Genomic DNA, 16205 nt, shown 5'->3' with positions numbered 1-16205 from the left:
TGACGCTGCTCGCCCTGAACGCGCTGACACGGCTGCTGATCCAGGCGCATGTCGCCCCCTCGGATCTCGGCGAGAGCGGCTTGCTGCAGGTCGGCGGCGCGCTCCTGGTGGCCCGCGCGGCCTACCGTCGGGCACCCCGGCGCCACCCGGGCTGACGCTCAGCGCAGGAACGCGCCGAACGAGCGGGGGCCGTTGCCGGTCGGGATGGTCGCCAGCACCTTGAGCGTCTTCGAGTCGAGGATGCTCAGCGTGTTGTCGCCCCAGTTGGCGACGTAGAGGCGGCCGTCGGAATCCGCCGCGATCCCTTCCGGATGGTCGCCAACATCGACGTCCGCGATGGGCTTGAGCGTGGCGAGATCGAAGGCCGTGACGCTGCCGGCATACTGGTCCGTGACGAAGCCGCGCCCTCCCGCGAGGGCGATGACGTAGGGGCGGCGGCCGGTCGGGACGCGGCCGATCTCCCGCCCCGTCCGGAGATCCAGGACGGAGACGTCGTCGCCGGTGACGTTGGCCGTGTAGGCGCGCGCCGCCGCGGCATCGAGCGTGATGCCGAACGGATGCTGCCCCACCGGGATGACCTTGGTCTCCCGACGGGTCGCCGCGTCGACGACCGAGACCGTGTCGGCCTCGCGGTTGGCGACGTAGAGCGTCGCCCCGTCGGGGCTGACGGCGATTCCCGAGGGCGAGGCGCCCACCGCGATCTCGCCGTCCGGGACCAGCGCCCCGTCGCGCTCGGTCAGCACGAACAGGCGGTGCCCGTACCAGTCGGCGACGTAGACCGTGCCGCCGCGCGGGTCGGCCGCGACGCCGAGCGGGCCGCCGGGCAGCGGCACCTCGGCCAGGACCTTGCCGACATCGAGGTCGAGGATGGCGAGACCGTGCCCTTCCGGGCGCGTGACGTAGGCGCGCCGGCGATCGGGCGACAGCGCGATCCCGGCCGGGGCGCCGTCGACGGGGATGCGGCGCACCACCGTCCCGGCGGCCAGATCGACGATCTCGACCGCGCCGCCGAGCTGGGCGGTGACGATGGCCTCCCGGGCCGGTTCGGCCCGGGAGGCGGTCGCGACGAGGACGAGGCCGGCGGCGAGGGCCCCGCGGCCCCGAGCCGGGCTCACGAGCCCTTCTCGACCTTGGCCTTCAGGTTGGCGAGGCTCGCCTTGATCCAGTCGCCCACGCCCTTCTCGGAGGCCTCGTCGTTCAGATCCGGCGGCGGATCGTTGTTCATGTAGCCGCGATAGAAGGCGGCCTTCCACTCGACCTTCGACTTGGCGTTGCCCTCGGGCTCGACCGTGATCGTCGCCGAATAGTCGTTCGCCGGGAGATCCTTCACGTCAACTTTGTCGATGTAGTAGGAGAACATCTTGTCCTCCGGCTTGTACTTGTTGCTGGTCTCGGAGATCTGGTTTCCGTTCTTGAGCGTCAGCACGCGCTTGAACTTGCCGGCCGGGTCGCCGGTCAGCTCGGTCTTGGTCACGTTCTGCATCCAGTCGGCATTCTTCAGGTCGCCGACCACGGCCCAGACCTTATCGGCGGGGGCGTTGATCTCGATCGACTCGGTGATCTTGCGCCGGGTCGGCCCGTGGGCCTGCGCGGTCGCCGCCACCAGGGCCGCCGTGGCCGCCAGGGCCAGGGTGATTTTCTTCATCTTGTCCTTCTCCTCCCGCCCTCAGCGGTCGTCGCGATCGAGGACGCGCGCCTCGGGGCCGAGCGCCGCCGCGACCTTGTCCTCGATCCAACCCCAGGCCTCGCGCTCGCGCGGTCCCGCGGTCTTGCCGATGGCGATGGCGAGGTAGGCCATCTCCGTCAACACCTTCTCGGGCTCCAGCATGTGGAGCCGGGTCGAAAGAATGGCGGCCTCCAGGACGGCCGCCTGCGCGCGGTTATAGCCGATGAACGGCGCGTGCGCGGCGCTGTGGACCATCCGGCCGCGGAAGCGCGGCCGGGTCTCGTGGGCCTCGACGGAGGCGACCGCGAACTCCGCGTGGCCGAAACTGTCGGCGAGGCGGCGGCCCTCGATCGCCGCGCACGGCAGCGTCGGCCATTCGCGCCGGCCGGTCACCGCGCCGGCGATCACCCGGATGTCGCGCGGGCTCGAGGCCGCGAAGCAGGGATTGGCCTCCAGGTTGGCGATGGTCGGCGACGGCCGGAACGGCGCGAGGACGTAGCCCTCCGCCTCGCCGATCAGCCCGAACGGGACGAGGTGCAGCTCCCCCGACGGGGACAGGGTCGTGACGACGGTCTCGAGGATCAGCGGCATGGCCTCACGCCTTGTCGGCGGGGACGAGACGCCCGCAGACCAGCTTGGCCGGCGGGTCCTGCGGGCCCTCGGGCGCGCCCGCGGCGCGCGCCTCGCCGTCCGGGATCGTCTCGGGCGCGGTCGCGCCGGCCTCGGGCCCGACCAAGCGGGCGTCGCGCGTGCCGGGCGCCGGCGCGTCGGGTCCGGAATGGCGGGTATGGCCGGCCTTCTTGAAGGCGGTGGCATCCTCGACATCGGCGTCGGCCGCGCAGCCCCAGTCGAGCGCCTCGTCCTGGACGTAGCGCTTGCCGAGGCGCCACGCCGTCTCGGCCTTGGCGAGTTCGGCGCCGAGGTAGAAGGCGTGGGCGCCGTCGCTCGCGACGTCGAGTTCGGGGAAGAAGGCCATCGCGTCGGTGCCGACCCTGTGGATGTCGCGGTTGTAGAGGTGGATCCCGTCCTCGGCGATCACGATCCGGTAATTCGGGTCGCGCACCTCGGCGGCCGCCTGGGCGATCTCGTCGGCGGTCTGCACGAACGGGCGCTTGTCGTGGAGGGCGAGCAGCGCCCGGCCGTAGCCCTTCGGCAGCGCCGAATCGGCTTTTGCCGCGTACATGACCCGCCGGGCGGCGTCGTGCTCCTCGACGGTGCGGCGGGTGTGGTTGGAGACCTGCACGATCAGCGCGTTGCGGATCGACAGTTCCGAGCACATGCCGACGAGCAGCGCGGTGACGCCGAGGGAGTCGGCCTCGGTCAGCTCGGTCAGGTTGCCGGTGCCCATCATCATGTCGATATCGGGCCAGCGGGCGCGGGTGTCGCGGTAGCGCGCGATCGAGTCGACGAAGCCGTGGTGGATCGGCTCGAGGATCGGGTCCGCCATGAACGGACGCCCCGCCTTGAGCATGCGCTCGATCGCCCGATCGAGGGAGGGCAGGTCGTCGGGCCGCATCGGCACGAGGATCGGCACCGCGTCGGTCTCGAAGGCGAGATCGAGGGTCTCCTCGTTCAGGCTCAGCAGGAAATCGGCGCCGGCGCCGGCGCCCCGGACCAGTTCCTCGCTCGAGAAGGAATCGACGCTGACCTTCAGGCCGGCGCCCTTCAGCGCGCGCACGGAATCCTCGAGGTGCGGGAACGGGGTATCGGGCAGCCCGCCGAGATCGATGACGTCCGCGCCGCGCCCGGCGAGATCGAGCCCCTTGGCGAGGATCTGGTCGACGCTCATCTTCGACGCGTCCACGATCTCCGAGAAGATCCGGAGGTCGTGCCGGGACAGGTCGACCTTGCGGGCGGTCAGGCCGAGCCAGGCCGGCAGGTCGACCACCTCGTCGGGTCCGCGCTCGACCGGGACGCCGAAATGCGCCGCGAGATGCTCGGGATTCGCCCGGCACCGGCCCGGCAGGACGATCCGCGTGGCGCCCTCGGGCAGGACGACCCGCCTGCGGATGATCTCCTCGGTCATCAGCGCCGCGACCTTCACCCCCGCATCCGCGATGCTCCAGCGCAGCGTCTGAGGGAGCCCCGCCGCGACCTTCTCGAGCCGCGCCCGGGCGAGACGGCCGGTCACGAAGACGATGTGCTCGGGGGTGCTCACGCGGCGGCCCTCGTTTCGACCGCGACGCGGCGGTGCGGTCCCCAGATCTCGATCGTCCCCCCGTATCCCGCCGCGAAGCCGGGGAAGGCAGCGTCCACGATCCCGTCCCGCGCCAGCGCGGCCGGGTCGAGGCCCGGCGGCGCGTCGACGGATTTCACCAGGGCGCAGCGCTCCGCCCGGACCCGCGCGGCGAGCCAGAGGGCGAGGCTGTCCGAGGTGACGTCCCACGTCTCAGGAATGTCCGGGTGGCCGGCCCGGAGCGCGCGCGGGTTCCAGATCCGGATCCGCGCGGGCGCGGCCTCCGCCCAGGGCTCCAGGCTCTGCACCAGCCGCGGCTCGATCCCGCGGAAGATGCCGGCCGCGTCGCTCATGGCGTCGAGCGCCCGGCGATGGGCCTCGGCGTCGCCGAAGCGCTCCCGCGCCTGCGCGGCCCGGACGGCGTCCGCGAAGGCGCCGCCGCCCGGCACCACGATGCAGCGACCGTGCGCGCCGTCGCCGATCGCCTCCAGCAGGGCGCGGCGGCGATGCGGATCCGCCTCGAGGCTGCCGCCGATCTTGACGACGGTGGTCACGCCGCGTCCTGCCGGCTCGGACGCAGGGCGCGCAGCGCCTCGGCCACGCGCAGGGGATCGATGCCGTTGCGGCGGTCGAAATCCCGGCACAGGCCGCCGCGGAAGCCGAGGTAATCCGGCCGGTGCGCGCAGAGGCCCGGAATGTCGATCACCCGGAGCGACCCGGCGAGGCCGCTCATCAGGCCGTGCGCCCGGCAGGCGGCGGTGAAGGCCGAGAGATCGGAGGGCGCGGCGAGATCCGGCAGGCGGGCGCCGGTCTTGCCGGCGGTGTCGATCATGGCGCCGGCGAAGCCGGCCGCCGCGAGGGCGGGCACGTGCCGGGCCGCCGGCCCGTCCTCGGCGAACAGCACGGCGATCAGCCGGCCCGGCGCGGCCGCGACCCGATCCGCCAGGGCCGACGCGTCCCGGAGCTCGGCCGGCGCGAGGCCGACCTTCACCCAGTCGACGCCGGTCCGCGCCAGGGCGGCGACGGACTCGGCCGCCGGATCGGCCACCGCGCTCGTCGCGGCACCGCCGGACACCCGGGCGACGATCTCACGCACGATGTCCTCATCCAGGGCGCCGAGCGCCCCGCGCTCCGGATCCTTGGCGTCGATCAGGTCGGCGCCGGCGAGGCGGGCGGCCTCGGCCTCGGCCGGGTCGCGGACGCTGACGAGGAGCCGGGGCAGTGGGTGTTGCGGGATGGAGGACGCGGACACGAAACACTCGGACTTGAACGGGCGGTCTCATGACTTCCCGGGCAGCGGCTCGGCGAGCAGGCGGTTCTTCACCACCCAACGCATCGCGTGCGCCCAGGTATCGTCGGTGTCGGCCCGGATCGTCACCTGCCCGCCGCGCACCACCTTGCCGGTATCGGCCTCGGCGATCGAGACGCTCAGGTTGAAGATCTGACCGGACCCCTTCTCCACATAACCGGTCACGACGAGGTCCGCACCCAGGCTCTTGGCGATGTCCGCCGCGCACCCGTTGCATTTGAACAGCGGGCCCTCCTTCGCCACGACGTCGGCCTTGGGCGCGGTGTCGACGATCTCCAGCCCGGCCTTGTCGCGCAGGGCGTTGCGGAGCTCGTCGGTGACGAGGGTCAGTTTCCGGGCATCCACCGGCCGCGTCCGGGTGCCGTAGGAGGCGCCGGGATCGAACAGCTCGACCGGGAACACGGCGGCCTTCTCGCCGGCGCTGGCCGCGCCAGGCAGGGCGGCCCACAGGGCGACGACGCTGCAGGCGAGCGCGGCGCGGAGAGACGTGTGGCGCATCGGCGGGAGTTTCCTCTCGAGGCGTTCGACCGCCCGAGGCGGCGGCATCGTTCCCGCCATAGGTCGGGCGAAGGGACAATTTGGCAATGTACTTCCGCGCCCGCCTATCCCACGACGGTAACGTGAACGTCGGGACGACACGCCGCGGTTGAGCGGCCTGAGCGGAAGCTGATAGAGGCCGCCCACATGCACCATCCTGCACCCGACACGGCCCTCCGGCCCACGACGCGCCCGTCCTGGCTGCGCGCCGCCGCCGTCGCGCTGGCCCTCGCTCCGGCGGCGGCGCGGGCCGAGGATCCGGCGCCGGCCGCGGCGGCGCAACCGGCCCAGCCCGCCGCTCCGCAGGCGCTCGAGACCCGTATCGGCCTGATCTACCGGCCGCAGCCCGCGCCCTCCTCGTACGATGCCGAGGCGGCGCCGGAGGACGAGGGCCTGGCCGGCGCCAAGATGGGCATCACCGACAACAACACCACCGGCCGCTTCACCAAGCAGACCTACGTCCTCGACGAGGTCGCCCTGACCGACGACAAGCCGGACGCCGTGGCGGCCGCCAAGGATCTGATCGGCAAGGGCGTGCGCTACCTGGTCCTGGCGCTGCCCGCGGACGCCGTCCTGGCCGTGGCCGACGCCGTCAAGGATTCCGGCGCGGTCGTCCTCAACGCTGGGGCGCCCGACGACCGCCTGCGCGGCGCCGAGTGCCGCGCCAACGTGTTCCACATCCTGCCGTCGCGGGCCATGCTGACGGACGCCCTGGCGCAGTACCTCACGGTGATGCGCTGGCGGAAGCTCTTCCTGATCGTCGGCCCGACGGACGCCGACAAGGCCTACGCCGACGCGATGCGCAACTCGGCGCGGAAGTTCGCGCTGAAGATCACCGCCGAGAAGCCCTGGACCTTCGGTCCCCTCGCCAAGGCGCGCGGCGACACGCCGACTCGGGCGGAGGCCATGGTCTTCACCCGGGGCCTCGACTACGACATGGCCATCGTGGCCGACGAGGAGGGCGACTGGGGCGACTACGTTCCCTACCGCACCGTCGACCCGCGGCCCGTCGGCGGCACCCAGGCGCTGACGCCGACGACCTGGTCGCCCGTGCTGGAGACCTGGGGCGCCGCGCAGGCCCAGAACCGGTTCCGGCGGCTCGCCTCGCGGCTGATGCGCCCGCTCGACTACCAGGTCTGGGCGGCGGTGCGGACGGTGGGCGAGGCCGTGACGGCCAAGAAGACCAACGACCCCGCCGTGATCGCCCCGTACCTCGTCGAGCCCGCCTTCACGCTGCCGGCCTACAAGGGCGTGCCCCTGAGCTTCCGGCCCTGGGACCACCAGCTTCGCCAGGCGATCATCGTGGTGCAGCCCAAGGCGCTGGTCTCCGTCGCGCCCGAGCAGGGGTTCCTGCACCAGCGCACGCCCCTCGACACGCTGGGCGTCGACCTCCCGGAGACCACCTGCAAGTTCAAGTGAGCCCGGGGCCTGCGGCGATGGCGAGCGGCCAGGGCCCTCGCAACGCGCGGGAATCGCACTACAAACGTCCCCCGAGAATGTCCGTCCAGGACGCCGGGCCGTCGCAAGGGAAGGAAGTCGTATGAGCCGCCGCGTCGAGGCATGTCTGACTGGGGTCGCCCTCGGTGCGTGGTTCGCCCTGTGCGGGCCGGCCGCGGCCTTCACCGCCTATGTCACCAACGAGAAGGGCAACTCGGTCAGCGTCATCGACACCGCCACGATGGCCGTGACGGCGACGTGGAAGGTCGGGCGGCGCCCGCGCGGCGTGACCGTCTCCAAGGACGGCAAGGAGCTGTTCGTCTGCGCGAGCGACGACGACCGGATCGACGTGCTCGACACGAGCACCGGCAAGGTGGTGCGCTCGCTGCGCTCCGGGCCGGATCCGGAGCAGTTCATCCTCGACGCCTCCGGAAACCCGCTCTACGTGGCCAACGAGGACGACAGCCAGGTCACGATCATCGACATCGAGAAGAACAAGGTGCTCGCCGAGGTGCCGGTGGGCGTCGAGCCGGAGGGGATGGGCCTGTCGCCGGACGGGAAGATCCTCGTCAACACCTCCGAGACGACCAACATGGCCCACTTCATCGACACCAAGACCTTCCAGGTCATCGACAACGTGCTGGTCGACGCCCGGCCGCGCTTCGCCGAGTTCACCGCCGACGGCAAGTACCTATGGGTCTCGGCGGAGGTCGGCGGCACGGTGAGCGTGATCGACGTCGCCCAGCGCCGCGTGATCAAGAAGATCACCTTCAAGATCCCGAGCGTGAACGACGAGGCGATCCAGCCGGTGGGGATCCGGATCACCAAGGACGGTACCAAGGCCTTCGTGGCGCTCGGGCCGGCGAACCGCGTCGCCGTGATCGACGCCAAGACCTACGCGGTCGAGAAGTACCTGCCGGTCGGCCAGCGCGTCTGGCAGCTGGCCTTCACGCCGGACCAGAAGCAGCTGTTCACCACGAACGGCACCTCCAACGACGTCTCGGTGATCGACGTGGCCGCCGAGAAGGTGGTGAAGAGCATCCCGGTCGGGCTCCTGCCCTGGGGCGTGGCGATCTCGCCGAACTGATCCGCGCGACCTCCGGGCGCCAAGCGAGGACGGCCGCGCGAAGCGGCCCTAGGGTGGAACACGACATGACGCGCATGTTTCGAACGGCGGCCCTCGGCCTGGCAGGGCTGCTCGCCGCGGCACCGGCCAGTGCCCTCGACCTGACCAAGAAGCGGGAGAACCTGCCCGACCTCGTCCTGGGCGACGATCAGGGCAACGACTTCGTGGTCGAGAACAAGGACATCACGCTGGAATCCGGCAAGGCCTATCGCCTGCGGATCGTCGCCAAGGGGCGCCAGGAATACAAGTTCTACGCGCCGGAGTTCTTCCGCTACATCTGGTTCAACCAGATCGTGATCGAGCACAAGGAGATCCACGGCGGCGGGCCGCCCGATCACCTGGAGTTCGACGATCCCGGCGAGATCGCCATCGAGTTCGTCGCGATCAAGCCCGGCACCTACACCTGGTCGGTGCACGGCCTGGAGGCCAAAGGCATGACCGGCACGCTGACGGTGAAGTGATGCGCGCCCTCCTGCTCTCCGCCAGCCTGCTCGCCGCCGGTCCGGCCCTCGCGGCCGACGATGCCTCCTCCTGCGCCGAGGGCATCACGATGATCCGCGACGCGCTCGCCCTGAACCCGCCCGAGACGGCGGTGCCGAAGCTCAAGAAGGCCCTGCGGGTCGCGGAGCGGGAGCAGAAGGAGGGCGAGTTCGACGAGTGCCTCGACGCCGTGACCGACGCCCGGAAGGTCCTGGGCCGATGAGCGCGTCCGAGTCGGCGGCCCTCCTGATCGAGCATGTCGGCCACCGGTTCGGCGCCCGCGCCGCGCTGGACGACGTCTCGATCACGGTGGAGCGCGGGCACTTCGCCGCGCTGCTGGGGCCGAACGGCGCCGGCAAGACGACGCTGTTCTCGGTCATCACCCGGCTCTACAACAACCAGACCGGACGGGTCTCGATCTTCGGCCACGCCCTCGATCGCGAGCCGTCCCGGGCGTTGGCGCGGCTCGGCGTCGTGTTCCAGGCCCGGACGCTCGACACCGACCTCACCGTGGAGCAGAATCTCCTCTACCACGCGAGCCTGCACGGCATCGCCCGCGGCGCCGCCAAGGGGCGCGTCGGCGCGCTGCTCGACCGCGTCGGTCTGGCGGACAGGCGCCACGACAAGGTGCGCACGCTCTCGGGCGGCCAGTCGCGCCGGATCGAGATCGCCCGCTCGCTGATCCACCGCCCCGACCTGCTGCTCCTCGACGAGCCCACCGTCGGCCTCGACCTCGAGTCGCGGGCCGACATCGTGGCGATCGTCCGCGCCCTGGTGCGCGAGGAGGGATTGTCGGTGCTCTGGGCGACCCACATCTTCGAGGAGATCGCGGACGACGACGACGCCGTGGTGCTGCACCGGGGCCGGATCGTCGCCCGGGGCCGGGCCGGCGGGATCGGCCGGCCGGGCGAGGCGCTCGCCGACGCGTTCCGGCGCCTGGTCGCCGAGCCGGGGAGGGCGGCGGCATGACCAATCCGACATCCTACGCCACCCGGATCGGCGCGGCCCCGCCACGCGGTCAGGCGGAGCGGATCGGGCGCCTCGACGCGGTCGGCTACCTGATCTGCCTCGGCGGCATCGTCCGCCGCGAGCTGCTGCGCTTCTTCCATCAGAAGGAGCGGTTCTTCTCGGCGCTGGTCCGGCCGCTGGTCTGGCTGTTCATCTTCGCGGCGGGCTTCCGCAACACGCTCGGCGTGTCCATCGAGCCGCCCTACCAGACCTACGTGCTCTACGAGGTCTACGTGGTGCCGGGCCTCGCCGTGATGATCCAGCTGTTCAACGGCATGCAATCGTCGCTGTCCATGGTCTACGACCGCGAGGTCGGCTCGATGAAGGTGCTGCTCACCTCGCCCTATCCGCGGTGGCTTCTCCTGCTCGCCAAGCTGATCGCCGGCGTCGCCGTCTCGATCGTGCAGGCCTACGCCTTCCTGGCCGTGGCGTTCTTCTGGGAGAGCGACATCCCCTGGCTCGGCTACCTGACGGCCCTGCCGGCCTTCCTGGCCACCGGCCTCATGCTCGGAGCGATCGGGCTGTTCCTCTCCTCGCTGGTCCGCCAGCTCGAGAACTTCGCCAGCGTGATGAACTTCGTGATCTTCCCGATGTTCTTCGCCTCGTCGGCCCTCTACCCGCTGTGGCGGATCCGGGAATCCTCCGAGACGCTGTACTGGATCTGCCAGCTGAACCCGTTCAGCCACGCGGTCCAGCTCGTCCGCTACGCGCTCTACGTCCAGTTCGAGCCGGTCGCCTGCGCCGTGGTGGTGGGCGTGGGGCTCGCCTTCTTCGGCATGGCGGTGGTCGCCTACGACCCCGGCCGCGGCATCATGGCCCGGCGCGGCGGCCCGGCCGGCGACAACACCTGATGGAGTCCGCCCAATGAACGTCCTCCTGACCCGCATCCTCGGCCCGGCGCTGGGGCTGGCGCTCCTCGCCGGTCCCGCCCTGGCCCAGCCGAAGCCGGATCCGGACTGGCCCTGCGTCCAGCGCAAGGTCGCGACCCTGAGCCCCGGCCAGTTCTGGACCGGCCCCGACGTGGAGGCGGCCGGCGACTGGGGCAGCGACAACGACGCCGCCGCCCTGGCGCAGAAGATCGCGTCCCGCCGCACGGACCTCTCGCAGGTCGGACCGCTCCTCGACACGTTCGCGGAGAAGTTCGGCTCCGACAAGGACGCGAAGGACAAGGCCCTGACGCGCGTCTACGCGGGCGTGTTCGAGGTGCTGAACGGCGAGCGCAACAAGGTGGTCGGCGGCATCGCCCGCTACGCGCAGGGCCAGCGCCGGATGGCCGAGCGGATCCGCGACGAGGCCGATAAGATCAGCCAGGTCAAGGACGCGCCGAGCGCCTCTGACGCGACCGAGCTCCCGAAGGACCAGTCCGAGCTGGAGACGAAGTTCGCCTGGGATCGCCGGATCTTCCAGGAGCGGAGCCAGTCGCTGACCTATGTCTGCGAGGTTCCGCAGCTGCTCGAACAGCGGCTCGGTGAGATCGCGCGCCTGATTCAGGCTCGCCTGTGACCCGCGCCGGCCGTCATTGCCAAATTATCCCGGTCGGGTTGCCAAAACATCCCTAAGTGGCTGAAATCTTTACCGAAACTGTTGCTGTTTAACCACGTGACGCCGCGTTCGGTCGACGCGGGCCGGAAATGAGGCCGAAACGCGTCTCACGTGTTCTTGAACCAATTGTGCGTGATCCCCGCACCCGCCAAGAGAGACCCAAGCTCGGCAGTCACGAGCACGTGTTTGGGTTTGAGGGGGTAGGGGATGTCACTTCGGGCGCTTCGGAGCAGCCTGGTCGCGTCGGCATCGGTTCTCGCCGGGACGGTCCTTCCCGCGGCGGTGCAGGCTCAGCAATCGGTGACGCTCGGCGAGATCAGCGTCGTCTCGACGTCGCCGGTCGGGGCCGGCGGCGGCAGTTCGAGCCAGGCGCAGATCTTCAACGGGCCCGGCCCGGTGCCGCCGGCCGGCTCGGTGGGACCGAGCGCCGGCGTGCGGCTGCGCGGCTCCGAGCAGCCGCTCTACAAGATCCCCAGCACCGTCGAGTCGGTCACGGCGAGCGATCTCACGATCGATCGCGCCAGCGACAACCTGACCACGACGCTGGCCCGGCGCACGCCCGGCATCAACGTCTCCGACTCGCAGGGCAACAACAACCGCGTCGACATCACCTACCGCGGCTTCACGGCCTCGCCCGTGCAGGGCGTGCCGCAGGGTCTCGCCGTCTACCAGAACGGCGTGCGCATCAACGAGGCCTTCGGCGACATCGTCAATTTCGACCTCATCCCCCCGCAGGCGATCCAGCGCATCGACGTCGTCACTGGCAACCCGGTCTTCGGCCTCAACGCCCTCGGCGGCGCGGTCAACATCCAGATGAAGAACGGCTTCACCTGGCAGGGCACCGAGATCTCGGCCTGGGGCGGCTCGGACGCGCGCACCGCCGGCTACCTCGAGTACGGCAAGGTCTCCGGCCCCTGGAGCGTCTACTTCACCGGCGACGGTCTGAACGACCGCGGCTGGCGCTACGAGAGCCCGAGCACGATCGGCCGGCTCTACGGCGACATCGGCTACCGCTCGCAGGATTCGGAGTTCCACCTGATCGGGCTCGCCGCCCGCAGCTTCTTCGGTGCGGCCGCCGCCACGCCGGTGGACTTCACCCACCGCGACCCGCGGGCGATCTTCACCTTCCCGCAGACCACCACCACCGAGGTAGGCACGCTCCAGCTCACCGGCCGGGTCGACATCTCGCCGACCTGGGACCTCGCCGGCAACGCCTATTTCCGCCGCTTCAGCCAGACCTACGTCGACGGCAACGACGGCAACTTCGAGAACTGCAGCACGCGCTCCAGCTTCCGCGGCAACCTCTGCTTCGAGGATGACGGCTTCAGCCCGGCGGCCGGCCAGTCGCAGACCGCGTTCCGCAACCAGTTCCTGATCCTGGGCCAGCAGAACCAGCGCATCCCGTTCCGGTCCGGCATCCCGTACGGCACGCTGGACACGACCCGGACGGAAGCCACCGGCTTCGGCGGCTCGCTCCAGGCCGCCAACCGCGACCGGATCTTCGGCCTGTCCAACAGCTTCGTGGTCGGTGGCAGCATCGATGCGGCCAACTACGGGTTCAAGTCGTCCAGCACCCTGGGCGTCATCAACCCGAACCTGTCGATCACCACCGATCCGAGCAACCCATTCTACGGCAACATCCCGGGCCTCGGCACGCCGCAGCTGCGGACCGCGGGCGCGCTCGGCATCGCGCCGAGCTCGGTCAACGGCTCCAATCTCTACATGGGCCTCTACACCCTCGACACGCTCGACGTGACCGACCGGCTGTCGCTGACCGCCGGCGCCCGGCTCAACTTCGCGCGCATCCAGAGCGAGGATCTGACCGGCTTCTCGCCGGACGTGACCGGCACGCACTACTTCAACAAGATCAACCCGGTCGCCGGCCTGACCTACCGGTTCTTCGACGCGCTCAACCTCTACGGCAGCTACTCGGAATCGAACCGCGCCCCGACCCCGCTGGAGCTGGCCTGCGCAAACCCGGACCGGCCGTGCCTGCTGCCGAACTCGCTGGTGGCCGACCCGCCGCTCAAGCAGGTCACCGGGCGGACCTACGAGGTCGGATTCCGCGGCCAGCTGCCGAACACCTATGACGGCGGCATCATCACCTACAAGATCGGCGCCTTCCGCACCGACCTCGCCAACGACATCCTGTCGCTGGCCACCCCCGGCAACACCGCCCGCGCCTACTTCGTCAACGTGCCGTCGACGCAGCGGCAGGGCATCGAGGTCGGCGGCGAGTACACGGCCGATTACCTGCGGGTCTACGCCAACTACGCCCTGGTTGACGCGACCTTCCAGTTCAACGGCACCCTGTCGTCGCCCAACAACCCGCTCGCGGATGACGGCGCGATCCAGGTCCGCAAGGGCAACGTCGTGCCGCTGGTGCCGACCCACCAGATCAAGGCCGGCTTCGACTACTTCGTCACGCCCGACTGGCAATTCGGCCTCTACCTCCAGGCCTTCTCGTCGTCCTACTTCCGCGGCGACGAGTCGAACCTGAACCGCAAGCTGCCGCCCTACTACGTGCTGAACTTCCAGACCAAGTACCAGGTCACGAAGAACCTCGAGGTGTTCGGCCTCATCACCAACCTGACCAACAACCGCTACGCCACGTTCGGCACCTTCGCCGAGCCGGGCGCGGTGGCCGGCAACCTGCGGATCAGCGATCCGCGGACCACGACCCTGGCGCAGCCCTTCTCGGTCTACGCCGGCATCCGCTACGCCTTCGGCGCCGATCCGGTGCCGATGTCGCCGGAGCCGATCATCCGGAAGTACTGACCCGTCCGCGATGGCGAGGGGCGGGCGCCTCCCGCGGCCTGAGGGCCGCGCGGGGCGCCCGTCGCGTTCCGGGGCTGGCGCATGCGGCCTCCTGTCTCGGGAACGGGCCCGTTCGTCCGGCGTCTCCCCGGTAGCCGCACCGGCGCATCACCGCCCCCTCGCGCACGAGGGGCCGGCGCCGGCCGCACCCCGACACCGTGGAGCCTCGTCCCGATGATCATCCGTTTCGCCGTTGCAGCCCTCGCCCTGGCGGCCGCGACGCCTGCCCTGGCGACCCCGTGCTCCGACGAGGTCGATACGCTGCAGCGGCGGCTCGACAGCGCCGGCGCCGCCGCGGTGACCGGGACGACCCCGCCCGGCGGCACGACGTCGTCCAACTCGCCCAAGGCCCTCGACACGCCGCCGGCGCTCACCAAGTCCGACGCCGCCGTGAAGCCCACAGCCTCGGGCGTCGAGGAGGCCAAGAAGCTGGTCGCCCAGGCACGCCAGCAGGACAAGTCCGGGGACGCCCAGGGCTGCCGCGACACGATCATGAAGGCCAAGGAGAAGGCCGGCGCCCTGCCGTAGCGGCGCGCACGGCCGGCACCGCTCCGGTGCCGGCCCCACCGCTCAGTAGGCGTTCTCGGTCCTGAACAGCGCGAACGGCGTGGTCAGCAGGATCTGCAGGTCGAGCAGTACCGACCAGTTCTCTATGTAATAGAGGTCGTGCTCGACGCGCCGCTGCAGCTTCTCCGAAGTGTCGGTCTCGCCGCGCCAGCCGTTGACCTGAGCCCAGCCGGTGATGCCGGGCTTAACCTTGTGGCGGGCGAAGTAGCCGTCGACCACCTGATCGTACAGGGTGTTGGCGGCTTTCGCCTGGAGCGCGTGCGGTCGCGGGCCGACCAGCGACAGGTCGCCCTTGAGCACGTTGAACAGCTGCGGCAGCTCGTCGAGCGAGGTCTTCCGGATGAACCGGCCGACCGGTGTCACGCGCGGGTCGCCCCGGGCCACCATCCGGGCCGCGCCGGCGTCGCACTGATCCACGTACATCGAGCGGAACTTGTAGACCTCGATCAGCTCGTTGTTGAAGCCGTGGCGCTTCTGCCGGAACAGCACGGGCCCGCGCGACGTGAGCTTCACCGCGAGGGCGATCGCCAGCATGAGCGGCGACAGCGCCAACAGCATCATCAGGCCGACGCAGCGGTCGAACAGCGCCTTCACCACGACGTCCCAATCGGCGATCGGACGGTCGAACACGTCCAGCACCGGGACCGAGCCGAGATACGAGTAGCTGCGCGGGCGCAGGCGCAGCTTGGCGGCGTGCGCCGAGAGCCGGATGTCGATCGGCAGGACCCAGAGCTTGGCGAGCATCTGGAGGATCCGCGCCTCCGCGGTGATCGGGATCGTGAACACGATCAGGTCGAGCCGGGCGTGCCGCGCGTAGGCGACGAGGTCGTCGACGTTGCCGAGCTTCGGGTGCCCCGCCACCACGTCGGAGGACCGGTCGGCGTTGCGGTCGTCGAACACGCCGACGATGCGGATGCCGCTCTCGCTCTGCGTCTCCAGGGCGGCGATCAGGTCCTCGGCGGGCTGGCCGCCGCCCACGATCGCGGTGCGCCGGTCGAACCGTCCGGCCCGGGTCTGGGCGTCGATGATGCGGAAGAGCACGAAGCGCCCGAGCAGCAGCGCCGCGAGGCCGGTGCCGAAGAAGGTCGCGAGCCAGAGGCGCGAGTAATGGTCGGCCACCTTGGCCAGCACGAGTCCGGCGGCGACCATCAGGAAGGTCATCGACCACGCCGCGATCAGCCGGATGGCGGTCTTGAAGAAGCTCCGGAAGGCGGCGACCCGGTAGCCGCCCGACGCCTGGATCAGCGTCACAGTGATCACCGCGATCATGCCGATCGCGCCCGCGTAGGTCAGCCCGAACGGGACGCGCCCGCGGAGCATCAGCAGGTGCAGCAACGCGCCCAGGCCGAAGATCAGCGTGCATTCCAGGGCGCGCACCAGCCCGGCCACCACGACGGGCGAGATCGCCGTCGGTCCCGGCGCGGCGGTCTCGGCGAGCGGCACGCCGCCGGCGGCCGGGACCGAGGACGCCTCCATCGGGACGGCGGCCTCCAGGAGATCGCGGATGTCGAACGCGCTCATCGATCGGCTCCCCCCGAGC

At 70.7% G+C, this 16205-nt stretch carries 17 protein-coding genes; 9 read left to right on the top strand and 8 right to left on the bottom strand.

Annotated elements, in window-relative coordinates:
• Positions 1 to 158 precede the first annotated feature (158 nt).
• The 7 genes from ME121_RS27920 to ME121_RS27890 are packed head-to-tail and all read right to left on the bottom strand — an operon-like array spanning position 159 to position 5649.
• Positions 159 to 1115 (bottom strand): YncE family protein, encoded by a 957-nt coding sequence (locus ME121_RS27920; protein ID WP_059409986.1) that lies wholly within the window; start codon positions 1113 to 1115, stop codon positions 159 to 161.
• Positions 1112 to 1645: an SRPBCC family protein gene (locus ME121_RS27915; RefSeq protein WP_012319680.1), complete on the bottom strand. Its 534-nt coding sequence runs from the start codon at positions 1643 to 1645 to the stop codon at positions 1112 to 1114. The genes ME121_RS27920 and ME121_RS27915 overlap by 4 nt, the downstream gene beginning before the upstream one ends.
• 21 nt (positions 1646 to 1666) lie before the next feature.
• Positions 1667 to 2257, bottom strand: coding sequence for a DUF447 domain-containing protein (locus ME121_RS27910; RefSeq protein ID WP_012319679.1), 591 nt, complete (start codon positions 2255 to 2257; stop codon positions 1667 to 1669).
• Positions 2258 to 2261: 4 nt separating this feature from the next.
• Positions 2262 to 3824 (bottom strand): DUF6513 domain-containing protein, encoded by a 1563-nt coding sequence (locus ME121_RS27905; protein WP_029361497.1) that lies wholly within the window; start codon positions 3822 to 3824, stop codon positions 2262 to 2264.
• Complete coding sequence (locus ME121_RS27900) at positions 3821 to 4396, bottom strand: amino acid kinase family protein (RefSeq protein ID WP_012319677.1); 576 nt, start codon at positions 4394 to 4396, stop codon at positions 3821 to 3823. Before ME121_RS27900 ends, ME121_RS27905 begins: the two co-directional genes overlap by 4 nt.
• Complete coding sequence (locus ME121_RS27895) at positions 4393 to 5094, bottom strand: (5-formylfuran-3-yl)methyl phosphate synthase (protein ID WP_012319676.1); 702 nt, start codon at positions 5092 to 5094, stop codon at positions 4393 to 4395. Before ME121_RS27895 ends, ME121_RS27900 begins: the two co-directional genes overlap by 4 nt.
• A gap of 27 nt (positions 5095 to 5121) precedes the next feature.
• Positions 5122 to 5649: a DUF3280 domain-containing protein gene (locus ME121_RS27890; protein WP_012319675.1), complete on the bottom strand. Its 528-nt coding sequence runs from the start codon at positions 5647 to 5649 to the stop codon at positions 5122 to 5124.
• Between the two features lie 186 nt (positions 5650 to 5835).
• Between ME121_RS27890 and ME121_RS27885 the strand changes: the two genes are divergently transcribed.
• From ME121_RS27885 to ME121_RS27845, 9 genes are all read left to right on the top strand, one after another.
• Positions 5836 to 7107, top strand: coding sequence for an ABC transporter substrate-binding protein (locus tag ME121_RS27885; protein ID WP_059409985.1), 1272 nt, complete (start codon positions 5836 to 5838; stop codon positions 7105 to 7107).
• A gap of 121 nt (positions 7108 to 7228) precedes the next feature.
• Positions 7229 to 8212, top strand: a complete 984-nt coding sequence (locus ME121_RS27880; RefSeq protein ID WP_012319673.1) for a YVTN family beta-propeller repeat protein — start codon at positions 7229 to 7231, stop codon at positions 8210 to 8212.
• Positions 8213 to 8277: 65 nt separating this feature from the next.
• Positions 8278 to 8712, top strand: coding sequence for a cupredoxin domain-containing protein (locus tag ME121_RS27875; RefSeq protein WP_012319672.1), 435 nt, complete (start codon positions 8278 to 8280; stop codon positions 8710 to 8712).
• Positions 8712 to 8954 (top strand): hypothetical protein, encoded by a 243-nt coding sequence (locus ME121_RS27870; RefSeq protein ID WP_012319671.1) that lies wholly within the window; start codon positions 8712 to 8714, stop codon positions 8952 to 8954. The genes ME121_RS27875 and ME121_RS27870 overlap by 1 nt, the downstream gene beginning before the upstream one ends.
• On the top strand, positions 8951 to 9700 hold the full coding sequence (locus ME121_RS27865; protein ID WP_012319670.1) for an ABC transporter ATP-binding protein: 750 nt from the start codon (positions 8951 to 8953) through the stop codon (positions 9698 to 9700). The genes ME121_RS27870 and ME121_RS27865 overlap by 4 nt, the downstream gene beginning before the upstream one ends.
• Complete coding sequence (locus tag ME121_RS27860; protein WP_012319669.1) at positions 9697 to 10590, top strand: ABC transporter permease; 894 nt, start codon at positions 9697 to 9699, stop codon at positions 10588 to 10590. Before ME121_RS27865 ends, ME121_RS27860 begins: the two co-directional genes overlap by 4 nt.
• 13 nt (positions 10591 to 10603) lie before the next feature.
• Entirely contained in the window at positions 10604 to 11242 is a 639-nt protein-coding gene (locus tag ME121_RS27855; protein ID WP_029361184.1) for a hypothetical protein, read from the top strand.
• A 246-nt stretch (positions 11243 to 11488) separates the two neighbouring features.
• Positions 11489 to 14059 carry a TonB-dependent receptor gene (locus ME121_RS27850; RefSeq protein WP_058606790.1) on the top strand — a complete coding sequence of 857 codons (2571 nt, stop codon included), beginning with the start codon at positions 11489 to 11491 and terminating at the stop codon, positions 14057 to 14059.
• Between the two features lie 213 nt (positions 14060 to 14272).
• Entirely contained in the window at positions 14273 to 14626 is a 354-nt protein-coding gene (locus tag ME121_RS27845) for a hypothetical protein (RefSeq protein ID WP_012319666.1), read from the top strand.
• Between the two features lie 42 nt (positions 14627 to 14668).
• Here ME121_RS27845 and ME121_RS27840 read toward each other — a convergent pair whose 3' ends face one another.
• Positions 14669 to 16186, bottom strand: coding sequence for an undecaprenyl-phosphate glucose phosphotransferase (locus ME121_RS27840; protein WP_059409984.1), 1518 nt, complete (start codon positions 16184 to 16186; stop codon positions 14669 to 14671).
• Positions 16187 to 16205: the final 19 nt, after the last annotated feature.

The sequence above is a fragment of the Methylobacterium sp. ME121 genome (assembly GCF_000974725.1).
GTDB classification, from domain to species: domain Bacteria; phylum Pseudomonadota; class Alphaproteobacteria; order Rhizobiales; family Beijerinckiaceae; genus Methylobacterium; species Methylobacterium radiotolerans.
The sequence above is the reverse complement of the archived record's forward strand: the minus strand, read 5'-3'. Positions and strand labels throughout refer to the sequence as shown.

Coding starts and splice junctions, on each gene's coding strand:
- ME121_RS27850 (WP_058606790.1), top strand. CDS start 11,489: ATGTCACTTCGGGCGCTTCGGAGCAGCCTGGTCGCGTCGGCATCGGTT.
- ME121_RS27915 (WP_012319680.1), bottom strand. CDS start 1,645: ATGAAGAAAATCACCCTGGCCCTGGCGGCCACGGCGGCCCTGGTGGCG.
- ME121_RS27890 (WP_012319675.1), bottom strand. CDS start 5,649: ATGCGCCACACGTCTCTCCGCGCCGCGCTCGCCTGCAGCGTCGTCGCC.
- ME121_RS27870 (WP_012319671.1), top strand. CDS start 8,712: ATGCGCGCCCTCCTGCTCTCCGCCAGCCTGCTCGCCGCCGGTCCGGCC.
- ME121_RS27860 (WP_012319669.1), top strand. CDS start 9,697: ATGACCAATCCGACATCCTACGCCACCCGGATCGGCGCGGCCCCGCCA.
- ME121_RS27885 (WP_059409985.1), top strand. CDS start 5,836: ATGCACCATCCTGCACCCGACACGGCCCTCCGGCCCACGACGCGCCCG.
- ME121_RS27865 (WP_012319670.1), top strand. CDS start 8,951: ATGAGCGCGTCCGAGTCGGCGGCCCTCCTGATCGAGCATGTCGGCCAC.
- ME121_RS27840 (WP_059409984.1), bottom strand. CDS start 16,186: ATGAGCGCGTTCGACATCCGCGATCTCCTGGAGGCCGCCGTCCCGATG.
- ME121_RS27855 (WP_029361184.1), top strand. CDS start 10,604: ATGAACGTCCTCCTGACCCGCATCCTCGGCCCGGCGCTGGGGCTGGCG.
- ME121_RS27880 (WP_012319673.1), top strand. CDS start 7,229: ATGAGCCGCCGCGTCGAGGCATGTCTGACTGGGGTCGCCCTCGGTGCG.
- ME121_RS27845 (WP_012319666.1), top strand. CDS start 14,273: ATGATCATCCGTTTCGCCGTTGCAGCCCTCGCCCTGGCGGCCGCGACG.
- ME121_RS27910 (WP_012319679.1), bottom strand. CDS start 2,257: ATGCCGCTGATCCTCGAGACCGTCGTCACGACCCTGTCCCCGTCGGGG.
- ME121_RS27875 (WP_012319672.1), top strand. CDS start 8,278: ATGACGCGCATGTTTCGAACGGCGGCCCTCGGCCTGGCAGGGCTGCTC.